At 66.3% G+C, this 17993-nt stretch carries 17 protein-coding genes; 5 read left to right on the plus strand and 12 right to left on the minus strand.

Annotation, left to right across the window (positions count from 1 at the left end):
• Positions 1-93 precede the first annotated feature (93 nt).
• Positions 94-2517, plus strand: coding sequence for an FUSC family membrane protein (locus P2869_RS09905; RefSeq protein WP_277596341.1), 2424 nt, complete (start codon positions 94-96; stop codon positions 2515-2517).
• Positions 2518-2732: 215 nt separating this feature from the next.
• Here the strand turns inward: P2869_RS09905 and P2869_RS09910 are convergent, their stop codons facing one another.
• Both P2869_RS09910 and P2869_RS09915 read right to left on the minus strand, forming a co-directional pair.
• The gene (locus tag P2869_RS09910) at positions 2733-2960 is read right to left on the minus strand and encodes a hypothetical protein (RefSeq protein ID WP_017776528.1); all 228 of its coding nucleotides are present in this window, start codon (positions 2958-2960) and stop codon (positions 2733-2735) included.
• 132 nt (positions 2961-3092) lie between these two features.
• On the minus strand, positions 3093-3569 hold the full coding sequence (locus P2869_RS09915; RefSeq protein WP_017776527.1) for an Lrp/AsnC family transcriptional regulator: 477 nt from the start codon (positions 3567-3569) through the stop codon (positions 3093-3095).
• A 135-nt stretch (positions 3570-3704) separates the two neighbouring features.
• Here P2869_RS09915 and P2869_RS09920 point away from each other — a divergent pair, with 135 nt between their 5' ends.
• Positions 3705-4406, plus strand: a complete 702-nt coding sequence (locus tag P2869_RS09920) for a cysteine dioxygenase family protein (RefSeq protein WP_277596342.1) — start codon at positions 3705-3707, stop codon at positions 4404-4406.
• Here the strand turns inward: P2869_RS09920 and P2869_RS09925 are convergent.
• The 5 genes from P2869_RS09925 to P2869_RS09945 all read right to left on the minus strand — a co-directional run bounded on the left by P2869_RS09925 (position 4403) and on the right by P2869_RS09945 (position 9642).
• The gene (locus P2869_RS09925) at positions 4403-6901 is read right to left on the minus strand and encodes a mechanosensitive ion channel family protein (protein WP_277596343.1); all 2499 of its coding nucleotides are present in this window, start codon (positions 6899-6901) and stop codon (positions 4403-4405) included. The genes P2869_RS09920 and P2869_RS09925 overlap by 4 nt on opposite strands.
• A 320-nt stretch (positions 6902-7221) precedes the next feature.
• A complete protein-coding gene (locus P2869_RS09930) occupies positions 7222-7869 on the minus strand; it encodes an NAD(P)H-binding protein (RefSeq protein WP_017776524.1) in 648 nt (215 codons plus the stop codon).
• A 154-nt stretch (positions 7870-8023) separates the two neighbouring features.
• Positions 8024-8482, minus strand: coding sequence for an Rrf2 family transcriptional regulator (locus P2869_RS09935; protein WP_017776523.1), 459 nt, complete (start codon positions 8480-8482; stop codon positions 8024-8026).
• A gap of 72 nt (positions 8483-8554) precedes the next feature.
• Positions 8555-9130, minus strand: coding sequence for a hypothetical protein (locus P2869_RS09940; protein ID WP_152495104.1), 576 nt, complete (start codon positions 9128-9130; stop codon positions 8555-8557).
• Positions 9127-9642 (minus strand): GNAT family N-acetyltransferase, encoded by a 516-nt coding sequence (locus tag P2869_RS09945; RefSeq protein ID WP_017776521.1) that lies wholly within the window; start codon positions 9640-9642, stop codon positions 9127-9129. Before P2869_RS09945 ends, P2869_RS09940 begins: the two co-directional genes overlap by 4 nt.
• 84 nt (positions 9643-9726) lie before the next feature.
• On the opposite strand from P2869_RS09945, the gene P2869_RS09950 reads away from it, so the two are divergent.
• Positions 9727-10308: a DJ-1/PfpI family protein gene (locus P2869_RS09950; protein ID WP_017776520.1), complete on the plus strand. Its 582-nt coding sequence runs from the start codon at positions 9727-9729 to the stop codon at positions 10306-10308.
• Between the two features lie 183 nt (positions 10309-10491).
• Here P2869_RS09950 and P2869_RS09955 read toward each other — a convergent pair whose 3' ends face one another.
• On the minus strand, positions 10492-12126 hold the full coding sequence (locus P2869_RS09955) for an ATP-binding protein (protein WP_026121800.1): 1635 nt from the start codon (positions 12124-12126) through the stop codon (positions 10492-10494).
• A 463-nt stretch (positions 12127-12589) separates the two neighbouring features.
• Here P2869_RS09955 and P2869_RS09960 point away from each other — a divergent pair, with 463 nt between their 5' ends.
• Complete coding sequence (locus P2869_RS09960) at positions 12590-13792, plus strand: ammonium transporter (RefSeq protein WP_017776518.1); 1203 nt, start codon at positions 12590-12592, stop codon at positions 13790-13792.
• A 96-nt stretch (positions 13793-13888) separates the two neighbouring features.
• On the opposite strand, the gene P2869_RS09965 is transcribed toward P2869_RS09960, so the two are convergent.
• Positions 13889-14227 (minus strand): DUF190 domain-containing protein, encoded by a 339-nt coding sequence (locus P2869_RS09965; protein ID WP_126876239.1) that lies wholly within the window; start codon positions 14225-14227, stop codon positions 13889-13891.
• A 239-nt stretch (positions 14228-14466) separates the two neighbouring features.
• Here P2869_RS09965 and crcB point away from each other — a divergent pair, with 239 nt between their 5' ends.
• Positions 14467-14853 carry a fluoride efflux transporter CrcB gene (crcB, locus tag P2869_RS09970; protein WP_017776516.1) on the plus strand — a complete coding sequence of 129 codons (387 nt, stop codon included), beginning with the start codon at positions 14467-14469 and terminating at the stop codon, positions 14851-14853.
• An 88-nt stretch (positions 14854-14941) separates the two neighbouring features.
• On the opposite strand, the gene P2869_RS09975 is transcribed toward crcB, so the two are convergent.
• The 3 genes from P2869_RS09975 to P2869_RS09985 form a co-directional block, all read right to left on the minus strand.
• Entirely contained in the window at positions 14942-16087 is a 1146-nt protein-coding gene (locus P2869_RS09975; RefSeq protein WP_277596344.1) for a porin, read from the minus strand.
• A 185-nt stretch (positions 16088-16272) separates the two neighbouring features.
• Positions 16273-17214 carry an electron transfer flavoprotein subunit alpha/FixB family protein gene (locus tag P2869_RS09980; RefSeq protein WP_277596345.1) on the minus strand — a complete coding sequence of 314 codons (942 nt, stop codon included), beginning with the start codon at positions 17212-17214 and terminating at the stop codon, positions 16273-16275.
• Between the two features lie 9 nt (positions 17215-17223).
• A complete protein-coding gene (locus P2869_RS09985; RefSeq protein ID WP_277596346.1) occupies positions 17224-17973 on the minus strand; it encodes an electron transfer flavoprotein subunit beta/FixA family protein in 750 nt (249 codons plus the stop codon).
• Positions 17974-17993 lie beyond the last annotated feature (20 nt).

Here is a 17993-nt window from a genome sequence, read left to right on the forward strand (position 1 = left end):
TGCAGTCTCGCCATCGCACACGCTTCATGCCGTTCCGTTTGACGTTCGGCCTTTCCCTTTTTGCCTCGCCCGTTTTCGAGACACCGGCAGTCGATGCGCTATTCCATCGAGATCAAGAAATTCCTCTACAGCCAGTACTTCTACGGCGGTCTGCGCATCGCGTTCGGGGTGTCCCTGCCCGCGGTGCTGAGCCTGATCGTGTTCCACAACAGCGAGGTGGGTTTCACCATCGCCACGGGCGCCCTCGGCGCCTGCGTCGTGGACATGCCGGGGCCGCTCAAGTACAAGCACAACGAGATGCTGGCGTGCAGCGTGATCGGCTTCCTTTCCGCGCTGGCCACCGGTCTCGCCACCGTCAATTCGGTGGCGTTGTGGTGCACGGTGGTGCCGCTCACGTTTGTGCTGTCGCTGATCGTGGTCTACGGCAACCGCTGGCCGCAGATCAGCTTCGCCACGCTATTCATGATGATCATGACGCTCGAGGAGCACTTCACGCCGCACGAGGCCCTCGTCAACGCTGCCTGGATTCTGGCGGGCGGCCTCTGGTACACATACTGGGCCACGCTCGTGAGCCGTCTGCTCATGGACCGCATCGAGCAGCAGGCCATTGCCGAAAGCGTGTTCGCATGTGCCGACTATCTGCGCGCGCGGGGCCAGTTCTACGACCTCGCCAACGACCTCGACGAGTGCTATCGCAACCTCGTGGCGAGGCAGATCGGCGCGGTGGAGCGCCAGGACGCCGCACGCGACATCGTGCTGCGCAACCTGCCGCGGCTGCGCAGCGGCAAACTCGATCCGCGCCGCGCAATGCACTTCAATCTGTTCATCAACACGGTCGATCTGCATGAGCTGTTCGTGGGTGCGCACACCGACTACCCGCTCGTGCGCACCACGTTCGGCGGCTCCGACCTGCTCGTGTTCTACCGCGACCTGATCGACAAGGCCGCGGCAGACCTGGAAGACATCGGCCTCGCCGTACTGCAGAACCAGGCGCCGCGCGGGCGCATCAACGTCAAGGCGGAATTGCGCGCCATCGAGTACGAAATCGAACTCATGCGCGAAAACGAGCTGCCCACGAAGAACCCGGAAGCCTACGCGGCCGTGGCTGCCACGTTCCGGCGCATCTGGAGCGCCACGCGGCTCATCGACCGCATGCGCAAGAGCCTCACGAGCGAAACGCCGACCACGCAAACCGAGCTGCGCATCGACGAAGCGCTCTCGCGCTTCGTGTCCAACCGCCGCGTACCGTTCCGCCAGATCTTCTCGAATCTCACCATGGCGTCGCCCAGCTTCCGGCATGCGCTGCGCGTGACGATCGCCGTCGCGGTCGGCTTCTGGCTGGGCCGCCTGCTGCCGCTCACGAACGCCTACTGGATCGTGATGACCACGGTCATCATCCTGAAGCCGGGCTATTCGCTCACAAGGCAACGCAACACGCAGCGGATTATCGGCACGCTGATCGGCTGTGCCGCCAGCATCGCGCTGATCCTCTTCGTGAAGGAACCGCACGTGCTGATCGTGGTGATGTTCGCCTCGATGGTGATGAGCTACAGCCTGCTGCTCTTCAATTACGCGGCAAGCGTCGTGTTCACGTCGTCGTACGTGCTGCTGCTGTTCCACCTGCTCGCACCGGGCAGCATGCGGATCATCGGCGAGCGCGTCATCGACACCGTGGTGGGCTGCGCCATCGCGATTGCCGCGAGCCACCTGTTCCCCTACTGGGAATACCGGCTCATGGGCAAGCTCGTCACCGACATGATCGCCGCGATGCGCCAGTATCTGGACGCCACCTGGTCGTGGATCGCACGGCCCGCGGCCGCCATGGCGACCAGCGCGGAGCTCGCGACCGAAACAGCGGCACGCGTGCCGGCCATCGCGATGGCGGCTGCCGCGCAGCCCGCGGCCAGCGGCGTCCCGGCAGCGGCTGCAAGTCCGGCCCAGCCGATAGTAGCGGCCGTGGGTAGCCGGGCCGCGGCTGCTACGGCGTCGGCTACGGCGGGCGCGTCGGCGGCGGCGAACGCGCTCGACCGCGACTTCCGCTATCGCCTCGCGCGCAAGAACGTGCACATCGCGTTCGCCAATCTCGGCCAGGCATTCCAGCGCATGATGCTGGAGCCGAAAACGGCGCAAATGTTCGTGGCGGAACTCAACGACCTGCTGGTCCGCAGCCACGCGCTCGCTTCCCAGATCACGGCCGCCGCGCCGCTCCTCAAGACCACCGCGCCGCTGCAGGAACATACGTCGCTCCAACCGCTGCAGCGCGTCCTTCTCATCGTGCGCGAAAACCTCTCGGCCGCCGACGACGGCATCGCGCCGCCCGCCGATCACGCCGAGATCACGAAGCGGGTCTCCCGCGAACTCGACGCGATGGTGGTGGAAGCGGAAAAGTCGCCGGATTGCCCGGCCGATGCGGTGCACGAGTTGAAGCTGCTCGCGCACCAGTGCAAGCAGATGCTGGCGGCCTCGTGGCTGATCCGCAAGGACGCGAGCGTGATCCGGCTGCCCGAAGAGGGTTAGAAGGCGGGATACGCCACGGAATATGACGCGCGATACGAAGCGCGGAATGCGAAGCGAAGCGCGTTATCGACGGGCCGCCCGGCAATCGGCAGAGGGCGACGTGACGCCGCCCGACGTGACGCCGCCCAACATGACGCCGCCAATAGGCACCGCTGCCGCACGGGTCGCTGCCACAGGCGTCGCTGCACGCCTCACCGCATAGCCAGTTGCACAGCTCACTGCGAAGCCGCGCTTGCCGCGACAGCCGGTGCGCTCGCCGGCGCCGTAAGCTCCGTTGCGGCCGATGCAGCGGAAGCCGCAGCGGACGGCGCCTCGTTCGTTTCGTCGTATTCGCGCTTGCCGCGAATCGCATTGAAGAGCAGCGTGCCGATCACGAGCAGCACCGCCACCACGATGAAAACGGCAACGCCAAGGGTGGGGTTCTTCTTTCGCTGGTCGTTCATGGGAGAGACTCGGAATCCGATGGGTGTGGCCGACAGGTTGGGCTGCCGGGTCTGGCTAACTTCGGCAGACCCGGCATTCTACGCCGCCGCACCTTGCGTCCGCCTTGCGGCTTACACCCCACGCAACGCCTGTCAGCGCCCGTCCAGCAATGCCGCCGGCCGCACCGGCAACGCCGTGGAATATTTGATCTGCTCCATTGCGAAGCTCGAACTCACGTCGAACAGCGGCACCGCGCGAATCAGCTGCTTGTAGACGCGGTCGTAGTCCTCGATGTCGGACACCACCACGCGCAGCAGGTAGTCCGTTTCGCCGCTCATGCGATAGACCTCGACCACCTCGGGAATGTCCTGCACAGCGCGCGTGAACTGTTGCGCCCACGCTTCGGTGTGCTCGTTGGTGCGCACCGCGACGAAGACCGTCGTGCCCACGCCCAGCTTCTTCGGATCGCATAGCGCCACCTGGCCGCGTATCACGCCGGTTTCCTTGAGACGCTGCACCCGTTTCCAGCACGGCGTCTGCGACAGATTCACCCGCTGCGCCAGTTCCGCCACCGGCATCGTGGCGTCCTGCTGGAGCAGCTCCAGCAGCTTCCGGTCGATGATGTCCATTCCCACACACCCCTTTGAATAGAAATTTATTCTACTTTTCAGCCTAAGCGGGAAATTATATGGAAACCGTTTCTCTGCGCAAGCCGGTATAAATCGCAGTATCGAACCACAACCGGTGCCGTCCCGACGACCGCCATGAAATCCACCGCCGCTGCCCCGCTCTTCCAGCCGTGTTCGTCCGCGCGCGCCGCCATCCAGCGCCTGTGCGATCACTTGAACGAGGCTTTCGAGAGCACCGCGCCAGCCGGCGACTCGCGGCTTCGCTCAAGCAATGCCGCGTTCGCGCAGCGCGTCCGCACGGCGCTGGCCGAGGCCATTGCCGACCCGGGACTGCTCGACGAGTCTGCCTGCGAGGGCGACGCCCACGGGTACCGCCGCCACCTGCTCGCCGCCGACGCGCACGGCCGCTACGCCATCGCCGCGCTCGTCTGGATGCCGGGCCAGGCGAGCCCGGTGCATGCGCATCACACGTGGTGCGGCTATGCGGTGGTCGAAGGCGAACTCACGGAATCGCTGTATCGCTGGGACGAGGCTGGCGCCGGCGCCACTGCGCTTCGCACGCAGCCGCGCGCGGCCGGCGCAGTGTCGTTCACGCGCGCAGGACATGCGGCGATCCATCGGCTTGCCAACGAGAGTGGCCGGCGCGCCGTGTCGTTACACGTCTACGGCGTGGCGGGCGCGCAGATCGCGACGCACGTGAACGATCTGGTTCGCGTGGACGAAAGCGGCGTCGAAAGCAGCATCGGCGCGATATCGAGCGGCTTGAACCGCGACGGGCAAACCGTTGCGCCAGACGTCGTCGCGCAAACGCCCGTGCGCGAGGCCGCGCTCACCTAGCCTTTCGGCGCGTCGCCGGCCACGGGGATCTGCGGCGGCGCGGCCATCGAGCCGCCGGTCGGCGCCGGCGCCGGCCGCGGTTCGTGCGAGACGTCGCGTGCCTGCGCCTGCGGCACGTCGACAGACGACCTTGCCGCCGTAACGCCCGCCGCCGGTTGCTCGTGAGCGGCTCCTATCTCGTGCCGCGTCGCGGACGACCTTTCCTCTGCCCCATCCGCCTGCCGCCCGTGCGTTCTCGCCGACGTGTACACCTGCATCTGCGGCACCGGAATCTCGATGCCCGCCTCGTCCATGCGCCGCTTCAGCCGCACGTTGAACGCGCGCGCCACGCTCCATTGCTGCAGCGGCCGCGTCTTGATCTGGCCTTTCACCACCATCCAGTTCGGATCGAAACGGTCCAGCCCCCACACTTCCACGGGCCCCAGCATTTCGTTCCGATAGCGGAAGTCGGCGGCAAGATCGGCGCCCACCTCGCGAATCAGCGCCGTAATCATGTCCACGTCGGCCGAGAACGGCACGCGCACCTCGAACACCGCATAAGCGAAGTCGCGCGAGAGGTTCTTCACGATCTTGATCTGCGAGAACGGAATGGCGTGAATGGCGCCCTGCCCGTCGCGCAGCCGCACGGTGCGGATGGTCAGATGCTCGACCGTGCCCGCATGGCCGCCGTCTATCTCGATCCAGTCGCCCACCGAAATCGTGTCCTCGAGAATGATGAAGAGGCCCGTGATGAGGTCGGTCACGAGCGACTGCGCGCCGAAGCCCACCGCGAGCCCGATCACGCCCGCGCCCGCCAGCAGCGGCGTCACGTTGATGCCGAGATTGGCCGCCGTCACGATGGCCGCGATGGTGAGGATGGTGACCGCGAGCGCGTTGCGCACGAGCGGCAGCATGGTGCGCGCGCGGGTGCCGGGGTTGCGCGACTTGCTGCGCGGACCGCCCGGATTGAGCGCCTCCTGGATCGCGGTATCCACGAGAATCCAGATCAGCCACGCGACGAAGACGGTGGTGAGTATGGCCGTGACCGCATGGGCGATGCCGCGCGCGGTCACGCTGTCCTCGATCATGCCCGCGAGCGACACGCCCCATAGCCGCGACGAGAACTCGAGAAACGCGAGCCAGACGAACAACATCACGAGCGTGCCGGCGAAGCGTAGCAGCCGCCAGAGATACGGCGAACGGTGGCGCCGGCGGCGATGCGTGTCGTTGAGACGCGGGCGCGTCAGGCGCAGCACGATGGCCGAAAGGAAGAACGCGATCACGAGCAGCAGCGCCGTGACCACCGAAATCTGCAGGACGTCCTCGCTCGAATCGAGCCCGCCCAGCGTCGCGACGATCGACGCCCCCGCGAGCAGCAGCATCGGCAGATGCCAGAGCGAGGCGAGCACCTCGAAGCCCTCGGTCGCCGCGCGATGATCGTGCCGCTGCTCGTAGGACCGGTTGCGGATCAGATGCGCAACGGGCTGCCGGAACGCCAGCGCGAAATACGCCGTGAGCACCGCGGCCGTCATGTTGGCCACCGTCGAGACGAGCCCCGCCAGATTGGGGCCGAGCTGATGCGCGACGTCGTAGTTGACGGCGGCGTCGCCCAGTGCACCGCACACGCCGATCGCGAACAGCAGCCGGCGCGCGTCGCGCAGCAGCACGTGCACAGCCGCGCGCCGGTGCCCGGAGCCGAACAGCGAAAACATGATGAGACAGATTGCCGAAAACACCGCGCCCGCCACGATCGCGTAAGCGATCACCATGCCGAGCGTGCGGCCCAGCGCCTCGGGCATCGCGCGCACGAAGGCGAGCGCCGCGACGAACGCGACGACCCAGGGTCCGACACGGCGCAAGGCGAAGATCAGCAACTCGCGCGTCGCCGGGTTCGGCTTTAGCCCCTCCACGATGCCGAAGCGCGCATGCAAACGGCGTTGCAGCCAGATCAGGCTGCCCGCGCAGGCGCCCCAGCCGGCGAGCATCGCCAGCATGTCGAGCACGACCTTGCCGAAATGCTCGGAACCCTGGCTCGCGACGATGGCGTACAGCTCGTTGGCAGCAGCGTTGATGCGCCCGCTCCAGTAACGCGCCGGTGTGCGGCCCTGGTGCACGTCCGCCGCAACCGACGCGAGGCCCGAAGCGATGGCCCCGAGCAACCCCGCTGCGCCCTGCGCGGCCGACGCCGCGGCAGGCGGCGCCGCATGCTGCGAAACGTCGCGCAGCTTCTTCAACTGGGTCACGAGGGCCCGACGCTGGCGGTCGTTGTCGAGCGTCGAAATCACGCTGTCGAGCGAACGCGCGAACTCCGCCTCACTGGCGGGCGACGCCGCCGAAGCGGCATCGGGCGCCGAGGCGGATACCGCCGCCGACGCCGTCGCGCTGCTGATGAGGCTCTGGAGCGCCGGCAGCACGGGCGTGGCCGCGCCGGGCGCCGGCGCGCTGGGCAGGCCCGGCGCACCGGACGCACCTGCCGCACGGGCAACGCCGGGCACGCAGGCAAAGCTCGCGAGCATCGCGAACGCGACGAGCCAGAGGGCAAGGAACGGCGCCGCGAGGCGCGCGCAGAACGGTCGGCCGGTGCGGGAAGACCCGCAGCGACGACCGGAACGACGAGGAGAACGAGCGGCGGTCCGGCGCGCCGGCGCAAGGGCCGGCGTGCCTGCATCACGCTGCTCCAGGCTTGACTTCATGGCGAGCGGGACGGGTACGAAAAGGACGCACAAGTTTAGCTGTCCTCCGGCACCGGACGCGTGAAGCTGCGTGAGCGTGCGTAACAGATTGTCAGCACGCTTGCGCGCGCCTGTCTGATCTGCCCTTACCGCCTTACTACGTCTTAGTACGCGACCGTTGCGATCTGACGCACGAAGCGCGCTTGCTCCAGCTCGTCGACGAATGCAATCGCGTAGTCTTCGGCGGAAATGCGGCTCGTACCCGCGGCGTCGGCAATCAGCGTGCCGGCGCCCGTGCGGAACTGGCCCGTACGTTCGCCCGGCGCGATCATCGCGGCGGGGGCGAAGAACGTCCAGTCGAGGTCAGAGACCGTGCGGTAGTAGTGGAGCGCCTCGCGGTGCGCGAGCGCGACGGCCTTGTAGGCTTCCGGGAACCCTTCGGCATCGACGAGCTGCTTGCCCGGCGCAACTTCGAGCGAACCCGCGCCACCCACCACCACGAGACGCTTGAGCCCCGCTTCGCGCACACCGGCCACCAGCGCGCGGGTGGCGGTGTCGAGCGTCGCCGTGTTGTCGAGGGCGGGAGCATAGGCGCTCGCGACCACGTCATGGCCGCGCACAGCCGCCGCCACGCTCGCCGCATCGAGCAGATCGGCCTGCGACGCATGGATATTCGCGGTGTCCGTCGGCACGCGCTGTGGATTGCGTACGAGCGCGGTGACCCGGTGCCCGCGGCGCGCGGCTTCGGCGGCAATGCGTGAACCGATCATGCCGGTTGCGCCAAACAGCGCGATTTTCAACGTCTTGCTCATGTCGATACTCCTTTTGTGAAGATCAAAAAATGTAACTAACTCGATTACATATACAGCGAAAAAAACCGGGGCAATGCCCCGTTCCTGATTACCTGTTCCCTAACTACGCATTCCCTGGCCGGCAACCACTCCGCCCACCCGCTCTCACGCCGCATCAACCCTCGCTGCGCGCCGTGCGCCGCTTGCGAAGCCGTTCGCGGCGCACCACGTCCGAGAACGTATCGGCAACCGTGCGTGCCGCAAGCGATGCCTCCATGGCGCGCTGCGCGTCGTCCATGATGCCGCGCAGCACCTGCTGGATGTTGCGGCCCACCATGCACGCCGGGTTCGGCTCCTCGCGATGCAGGCCGAACAGCTGCGGGTCTTCCACCGCGCAGTAGACCTCGAGCAGCGTGATGTCTTCGGGCGCACGGGCCAGCAGCGCCCCGCCGCCCGCACCCAGTTGCGAGGTGGTCAGCCCCGCCTGCGCCAGCATGGTCAGCAGCCGGCGAATCAACGCCGGATTCGTGTTCACGCTGCCGGCGATGATCTCCGACGACAGCGGCACGCCCTCCTGCTGCGCCAGCAGCGCAAGCACGTGCACCGCAAACGCGAAGCGGCTACTCGTGTTCATCACGCACCTGCACGACAAAAAGTGTACGCATGGTAGTTACATTTATCGAAGCAGTCAATCCGGGATCGGGCTTCACGGGCTGGTACGCGCCGGTGCCCCGCTCGCGCCTGCCGCACCCGATGCGGCCCCTTGAGTCGTCGCCCCCCCTGCCACGGACGAAGCCCCCGCCACCGTGCTCGCCCACTGCTGGAGCTTGCGGCCCGCCTGTTCGAGACTGTTGCCTGCTGCCGCGGCAGCCGCGCCGGCCACTGCGCTTGCGGCGCCCTGCAGATGGCCTTGCGCCATCGAAGCAAGCGCGCCCGGGTCGATAGACAACGTCGGCGCGGATGCCCCCACGGCCGCAGACGCGGCAGACGCCGCCTTGTCGATATGCTTCTGCGCCGCGGCGCGTGCCGCGTCGAGCTGCTGACCGACGAAGCTCGCCGCCTGGTCGAGCTTCTGGCCGGCCTGCTTCGCGGCGTCGTTGAGCTTTGCGTCGGCGTCCGACGGCGAAGTCTGCTTCTCGCAGCCCGCGAGCAGCACGAGCGGCGCGAACATCCACGCGAGCGCGGTGCGCGAGGCGATCGTGAAGCGACGACGAGAAGCCCCGCCAGAACACCCGGAGTGGCCCGTACGACGGGAAGCGTGAGCACTGTTACGGAAGGTCATCGGAAATCCTGTGTCGCGTTGAGCGGCTTGCACATACGAAAACGGCGCAATGATACGCCCTCGCGCCAGACCACCTCGTCCCCGGCACAGCCGAAGCCCGCCCGCTCGAACACGCGTCTGGCCGCGGCACTCGCGTCGGCCGTGAGCACCACGGCGCCCGCCTCGCGCGCCGCGCCCTCGAGCCGCGCGAGCAGGCTTGACGCGAGCCCCCGCCCGGCCCAGCGTGGCGCCGTGTAAAGCATCTCGACGTGGTCGGCGGGATGCAGCTGGGCAAACGCCGCCAGCGCTTCTTCGCCATGTGCGGCTTCATCGTCGCGGGGCGGGGCTACGGCGACGAGTGTCAGCCCGTGCGCGAGCGTGCGCCGGAACGCATCGAGGTCGTCGGCGCCTTGCGCCCACGCGGTGCGGGCGCGCTCGTCGTAGTGTGTCGCCGCCAACACCGCCTCGCGAAACAGCGCGGCCAGCGCCGGGGCGTCGCGGCGCGCGTAGCGCCGCCATCGGAAAGCATCCATCGACTGCGTCACCGATTCATCAACGATGCTGGAGTAGACTCCACCGACGTCCGCAGTGTTCCGTTCCTCAACCGGAGACTTACGATGGCAGCGAAGAAGATTCTGTTTCTCACCGGCGACTTCGCCGAAGACTACGAAACGATGGTGCCGTTCCAGGCGCTACAGGCTGTGGGCCATACGGTAGACGCCGTGTGCCCGGGCAAGAAGGCCGGCGAGCGCGTGAAGACCGCCATCCACGACTTCGAGGGCGACCAGACGTACACGGAAAAACCGGGGCACCAGTTCACGCTCAATGCGTCGTTCGACGATATCGACCCGGCTCGCTACGACGCCATCACCATTGCGGGCGGCCGCGCGCCCGAATATCTGCGGCTCGACAAGCGCGTGATCGACCTCGTGCGCCACTTCGCCTCCGCCCAGAAGCCGATCGCGGCGATCTGCCACGCGGCCCAGTTGCTCGCCGCCGCCGACGTGATCCGCGGCAAGCGGATCTCCGCCTACCCGGCCTGCGCTCCCGAAGTGCGGCTGGCGGGCGGCGACTATGCCGATATCCCGGTCGACGCCGCCATCACCGATGCACCGTTCGTCACGGCACCCGCATGGCCCGCGCATCCCGAATGGCTGCGCCAGTTCCTCATCCTGCTCGGCACGCGCATCGAGCTTTGAGCGCGGCCCGCCGTCGTGCCGCATCTCTCTCGCGTGCAGGCAACGTGCTGACACACTGACGCGCAGCACGACGAGAGAGCCGCCCTCACCCTCTCAAACCCGCGCCGTGCCACCAAGACCCGTGACACGGCGCGCCCACATCGGGCGGCCGCACAACGGCACGCGGGGGCCCGCAACGCCCCCTTACCCCTGCGTCTCCGACGACCCCATCGCCTCGGCCGTCAACTGCGCCTTCGCCGCCGCCTCGGGTAGCGAGAAGTAGAACGTCGTGCCCACGCCTTCGGTGGATTCCACCCAGATGCGGCCGCCGTGCCGCTCCACTACGCGCCGCACAAGCGCAAGCCCGATGCCCTCGCCCGCGGCGACGTTGCCGTGCATGCGCTGGAACGCATTGAAGAGCCGCGGCAGCGCGACCTCGGGAATACCGAGGCCGTTGTCCTTCACGTAGAAAATGCGCAACGTCTGCACGCCGGGCGGCGCGGCCGTCGTGCCGATTTCGATGCGGCCTTCGCGTGCGGGGCTCAAATAGTTGACCGCATTGCCGATGAGGTTGGCGAACACCTGTTCGAGCGCGGTCGGGTCGCCCCACACCGCGGGCAGCTCATGCACTACGGTTTCGGCGTGCCGCGCGCGGATCGAGACGCGCATGGCGTCGATCACGCGTTGCACGATGTCCTCCACGTCCACGGGTTGACGGCGGTACTCGACACGGCCTACCCGCGAGAGCCGCAGCAACGCGTCGATGATGTGCGAGGCGCGCAAGACCGCCGACTGCAGGTACCGCAGCGCGACCGCGATGTCGTCGTTGATGAGCTGCTCGATGTGTGCGCGCTGCTCGGGCGAGAGCGACGACTGCGCCACCACGCGGCGCAGGTCCTCGCACGCGTGCGTCAGCTCTTTCGAAAAGCCTTGCAGGTTGACGAGCGGCGCGCGCAGATCATGCGAAACGCTATAGATGAACATCTCGTTTTCCTGGGTCTGCTGCCGCAGGCTTTCGTTGATGTTCGCGAGTTCCGCGGCGCGGCGGCCGAGATCCGACTGGAAGCGCACCTGCAGACGCTCGGCTTCGATCAGGCGCCGGCTCGTCTCGTGGAGCACCAGGTCGAGCCGCGAGATCTCGTCGTCGCCGCCCGTGAGCGGGGCGAGCGGCTCGTTGCCCGCCAGACGCCCGGCGTTGTCCGAAAGCAGCGCGAGGCGCCCGCGCAGACCGCGCGTGAACAGATACACCGCAAGCGCGACAAATACGATGGACGCCACCACCGCCGTGACGACGAGCGTCTGCTGCCGCGCACGCGCCGCTTCGGCCGCCGTGGCGCGCAGCACGTCTAGACGCTTCTCCTCCGCCTGGAATGAGATCACCTGGACGCGCACGCGGTCCAGCACATCGGTCACGCCGAGGTCGCGAAAACGCGCAAGCACGTCGGCGCGGCGGCCCGAGCGCAGCAGGTCCTGCACGCGGTCCGACCATTGGCGGTAGGCCTGCACGGCCTGGCGAACCTGCGCGGCGCGCTCGACCTGCCCGGGATTGTCGGCCACGAGTTCGACGAGTCCGTCGATGCGGCGGTCGATGTCCATCCAGAGCGAAACGGGCGTCGCGTAGGTCGTGTCGGTCGCGGCTACGGCGCCGCGCAGGCGCGCCGATTCGAGCAGGACAGGTTCGAGAATGCGCGACGTCTGGGTCAGCACGTCCTGGCTGTGCTGCGCGGCACGCTCGGCTTCGAGCGCATCGGCCTGTGCCTTGACGATTCCCGAGAGAAGCGTCAGCTCGAACACGGCCGGAATGGCGATCAGCAGCAGCCCTTTGGTCGTCAGTCTCATGCGCGCAGGAAGGTTCGTGAGTCCGCCGGGCGGCATACGTCAGACTCATGGCGGGGGTCTCATTATGTCGCCTTTGAGCCCGGGGACAAAGGCGCACGCGCCCGGGCCGCGGTGCGACGGCGCGAGGGCCTTGCCGGGCGGGGCATGGCGCGTGAAGCCGGCACCGACAACCACGCGCGTCGCCATGCGCGCGGCATGGCGACGGCGAGGACGTAAGGCAGTTTTAAGAAAATGCCTCAAATTGGCGTGCGACGGCCCTCCCTCGGATCGTACGCACATATTCGGTGCCATTTGCCTGAATTCAGTGCACGCGCGCTGCTGATATCTCGGCGCCGACATGTGAGGCGATTCACCCGACCCGCCCACGGCGGTGCGTTGTTGCACCTTCATGAGGCCATCTTGATCCATTTTGGCCCGCATCTTGCTTTCTCTGCCCGTTTTTTGCGCATAGCAGGACGGACAGATGGAAAACCTCAAGACCGGCACCGACACGCTCTTTCTGTTGCTCGGTGCCGCCATGGTGCTGGCCATGCACGCGGGCTTCGCGTTTCTGGAACTCGGCACCGTGCGGAAAAAGAACCAGGTCAACGCGCTCGTGAAGATCCTGGTCGACTTCTCGGTATCGACCCTCGCGTACTTCTTCATCGGCTATACGATCGCCTACGGCGTGCAGTTCTTCGATCCCGCCGACGTGCTCGCCGCCCACAACGGCTACGGCCTCGTGCGCTTTTTCTTCCTGCTCACCTTCGCCGCCGCGATTCCGGCCATCGTCTCGGGCGGCATCGCCGAACGCTCGAAGTTCAACCCGCAGCTGTTCGCGACGTTCGTGATCGTCGGCTTCGTCTATCCGTTCTTCGAGGGCATCGTGTGGAACGGCCGCTTCGGCGTGCAGGCCGCGCTCGAGCAGTTCTTCGGCGCGCAGTTCCATGACTTCGCGGGTTCCGTGGTAGTGCACGCGTTTGGCGGCTGGGTCGCGCTGCCGGCCGTGCTGCTGCTCGGCGCCCGCCACGGACGCTACCAGCGCGACGGACGCGTGGCCGCGCATCCGCCGTCGAACATTCCGTTCCTCGCGCTCGGCGCCTGGGTGCTGGCCGTAGGCTGGTTCGGCTTCAACGTGATGAGCGCGCAGACCGTCGACAAGATCAGCGGCCTCGTGGCCGTGAACTCGCTGATGGCGATGGTGGGCGGCACGCTCACGGCGTGGCTCGCGGGCCGCAACGACCCCGGCTTCACCTACAACGGTCCGCTCGCGGGGCTCGTGGCGGTCTGCGCGGGCTCGGACGTCATGCATCCGCTTGGCGCGCTCGTCACCGGCGCGGTGGCCGGCGTGCTGTTCGTGCACCTGTTCACGCTGGTGCAGAACCGCTGGCGCATCGACGACGTACTCGGCGTGTGGCCGCTGCACGGCATCTGCGGGGCCTGGGGCGGTATCGCGGCGGGCATCTTCGGCCTGCGAGCGCTGGGCGGACTGGGCGGCGTGTCGCTCGGCGCGCAGATCGTGGGCACGCTCGGCGGCATCGTCATCGCGACGCTGGGGGGTGCGCTGGTGTACGGCGCGCTGCGTGCCACCGTGGGGCTGCGCATCGAACAGGAAGCGGAGTACAACGGCGCGGACCTCTCGATTCACCGCATTTCCGCGACGCCGGAGCGGGAAACCGCGAGCTGAACGTGGCGCGGGTGCGGCCGTGCTTGCGCGACGGCCACTGCGAAGCTAAGCCGTCCGCGAAACGCAGGCGTGGCGTGGCTCACGCCTGCACTGCGATCACGGTGCGACCTGATCGCCGCCGGGCAGGCCCAGCACGCCGAACTCGATGGGACAGCGCGTGTAGAACACGTGCACATTGGCGCGGCGTACGGCATCGAGCAGCAGTTCGGACTCCGTCTCCGTGACGGCGAAGATGACCTGCATCGGCTGGTCCGCCAGTTCGAAGAACCGCGCGGCGTGGCGCGCCCCGGCATGGCCGATGCCTTCGGCCGCCGCAATGACCGTCGCGCCTTGCACGCCCATCTGCTTTGCGCGGGCCATGAGCCAGTCGACAACCGGCTGGTGCTCGTGGCGCCGGCTCTGCTCCGTGTAGAACGTGAGTTGATAGCCTTTCATGTCGTGTCCCCGTGAAGTCGCAGCAACCGCCGCTCTTGCGATTTTAGGCCACCGCATGAACCACGGCAGCGCGGCGTAAGCGCACCGAAATTCGCCCGATGCTAGACTCTCGCGCTGAAAACGGCAGGCGCAATGGTCCCGCTTCGACCATCTTTCGGCCACCTTTCGGCCACGATCCGAGCCACCTTTGCCCCTAGCCAGGCGCAGGTTTCTTTTCCTCTACAGATTTCTTTCCCGCTATGTATCTGTCGATTCTTGCCGTCGCCATGGGTGGTGCGCTCGGTTCGCTGCTGCGCTGGCTGCTCGGCATCCGGCTCAACGGCCTCTTCCCGGCCCTGCCGCTCGGCACGCTCGCGGCCAATACGATGGCGGGTTACATCATCGGCGTGGCGGTCGGCGTATTCGCGCGCTATCCGGGCCTCGCGCCCGAATGGCGGCTCTTCGTCATCACGGGCCTGATGGGCGGCCTCTCCACCTTCTCGACCTTCTCCGCGGAAGTCGTCTCGCACCTTCAGGAAGGCCGACTTGGCTGGGCAGTGGGCGAGATCGCCATTCACGTGGGCATCTCGCTCGCGATGACCGTGCTCGGACTCCTCACGGTCACGCTGCTCGCGCGGCCGGCATAACAGCCCGTTCCGCGAAAGACGCGCAACGGCAGCACGAGCACGGTGAAGACACGCGTATGGCCTCACCGTGTCATGCCTTGCTACGTCATCAGAACTTGTGGCGAATGGCTGCGCGAAACACGAACTGGCTCGACGTGGACGAGACCGCATCCGCGCCCGGCACATAGGCGACATCGAGCACCGTACCGGTCTTGTCGCCACCCGCATGCTGGTAGCCGCCCTGCACGTAGACGTCCGTTCGCTTCGACAGGTTGTAGTCCGCCATCAACCCCACGCTGTGGTATTGCGGATGAAGCTGACCACTCGTCGCATTGAAGCTCGTGCGCGTGTACGTGTACGCCGCGCCGACGAAGAAGGCCGGCGTCACCTGATACTTCGCGTTCACCTCGAAGTTATTGAACCTGAGCGACGACAACGTTGCGCCCCCGGTCGGCGTGATGGCGCCCACGTAGCCCGAACTCAAAGGCTGCTGAACAAGGGTATTCGTGTACGCGAACCCGAGCGTTGCACTGCCGAACGTGTAGTTGATACCCGCGCCGAACACGCGCAGGCGGCTTGCGACGAAGTTCTCGTCGCCGCCGTTGTTGATGGCGCCGCCCGCCGATGCCGAAGGATTGTTCGCCTGGAGATAGGCCGCTGCGAGCAGCAGCCCACCGGTCGCGTACTGCATGCCGACGCTGTACTGGCGATTGTTCGCGAAATTCGTGTCGTTGCTGAAGCTGTAGGTGCCGCCGAACTGGAACCCTGCAAAGGTCGGGCTTGTGTACTTCACCGTGTTGTTCACGCGGAACGAGTTGTCGGTGTTGTCGTTGTCGTACGGGTGCGAAAACAGGTAGCCGCCCCAGTTGCCGTTGGCGGTAGTTTGCGCGAGGAAGTCCACGAGCGAGTCATACTGGCGCCCGAACGTGACGCTGCCGTACTGGTCGCTGACGAGGCCGACGTACGCCTGGCGGCCGAACATCAAGCCGCCCTGCCCCAACTTCCCGTTGTTCACGTTGAAGCCGTTTTCCAGCTGGAAAACGGCTTTGAGGCCCCCGCCCAGGTCTTCCGTGCCCTTCAGGCCCCAGCGGCTGCCCTGCGCATAGCCGCTCTGCAACTCGTACACCTTCGAACCGTTCACGTTGTTCGTGAAATCGAAACCCTCGTCGATGAGACCGTAGAGCGTCACGGTGTTCTGCGCGAAGGCAGGCAAGGCGGCGGCAGCGAGCGCTGCGCCAATGATGGTCTTTTTCACAAGTTCTCCAAACTTTATGGGCCGCAGGACGGCCGTTAATAATTCACTTCTTGCTCGTTACTGCAACTGCAATGGGCACGACGTACCAACTCAACACCTCGCGGGTGACCCCGTCCCGCAGGAAATACCAAACTGCCTGCGCCGGCCCGTACTGTTACGGCTGACGCACCAGATTACGCACCAGATTACGCACCGAGTTTGCCGGTCAGTTCCGGCACGGCCTGAAAAAGGTCCGCTACCAGGCCGAGATCGGCAACGCCGAAGATGGGTGCCTCTGCGTCCTTGTTGATGGCGATGATGGTCTTCGAGTCCTTCATGCCGGCCAGATGCTGAATTGCACCGGAAATGCCGACCGCGAAGTAAACGTCCGGCGCCACGATCTTTCCGGTCTGCCCGACCTGGAAGTCGTTGGACACGTAGCCGGCATCGACGGCTGCGCGCGAAGCGCCCAACGCCGCCTGCAGTTTGTCGGCGAGCGGCTCGAGAACCGCCTTGTATTGTTGCGCCGACCCCAGTCCCCGCCCGCCCGACACGACAATCTTCGCAGCGGTCAATTCGGGGCGCTCGAGCTTCGTCAGTTCGCGGCTGACGAGCGTCGCGAGCCCTGAATCCGGCGCGGGCTCGAGCGTTTCGATCGGAGCATGGTCGGCCACACGCGCACTGACAGGCGCGAACGCCGAGAGGCGCACGGTGATGACCTTCACCGGATCGAGCGACTGAACGGTCGCGATCGCATTGCCCGCGTAGACGGGGCGCTCGAAGGTGTCCGCGCTGAGTACCGCGGTCACGTCGGAGATCTGTCCCACTGCGAGCTTCGCCGCCACGCGCGGCGCAATGTTCTTGCCGTATGCCGTGGCCGGAAACACGATGTGCGTGTACCGATCGCCCACGGCAACGATGGTCGGTTCGATGTTTTCCGCGAGACCGCCCGCGAGATGACTCGCATCGGCGTGCAGCACTTTCTGCACGCCTTCGAATGTGGCGGCTTCAGCCGCCAGCGCGTGAACGTTGTGCCCCGCCACGAGCACGTGCACCGCCGCACCGAGTTGCCTCGCCGCGGCGAGCGCATGCAACATCGAAGCCTTCAGGGTTGTGTCGTCGTGTTCCGCAATCACCAGAATCGTCATGGCTTGACCTCACATCACTTTCATATCGTTCTTCAGTTTCTGGACGAGCGCGTCGACATCGGCCACGCATTCGCCCGCAGCCCGTTTTGGGGGCTCGCTGACTTTCAGCGTCCTGATGCGTGGCTGGATGTCGAGGCCGAGTTCGGCCACGTCGATCACATCGATCGGTTTTTTCTTCGCCTTCATGATGTTGGGCAACGTGACGTAACGCGGCTCGTTGAGTCGCAAGTCCGTCGTCACCACGGCCGGCAAACGGACATTCACCGTTTCCGAGCCACCATCGATTTCGCGCGTCACGCTGGCTGCGCCGTGCTCCACTTGCAGATGGGACGCGAAAGTGGCTTGCGGCAACCCTGCCAGTGCGGCGAGCATCTGACCGGTTTGATTGGCGTCGTCGTCAATGGCCTGTTTGCCGAGCATCACGAGGCCCGGCTGCTCACGCTCCACCACCGCGCGGAGAATGCGTGCCACGCCGAGTTGCTGCAGTTCGCTCTCCACCTTCACATGGATGCCGCGGTCTGCGCCCATGGCCAGCGCCGTGCGCAACGTCTCCTGGCTCTGCACCGGCCCGGCCGATACCACGATCACTTCGCTCGCCTGCCCGCTTTCTTTCAACCGGACGGCCGCCTCCACGGCGATTTCGTCGAACGGATTCATCGACATCTTCACGTTGGCGAGTTCAACCCCGGACTGATCCGCCTTGACGCGAATCTTCACGTTGAAATCCGCCACGCGTTTTACGGCAACTACAATCTTCATTCATCAACCTCTATTCATTG

Origin of the sequence: Paraburkholderia sp. SUR17 (assembly GCF_029536165.1) — a bacterium.
Classification (GTDB): domain Bacteria; phylum Pseudomonadota; class Gammaproteobacteria; order Burkholderiales; family Burkholderiaceae; genus Paraburkholderia; species Paraburkholderia kururiensis.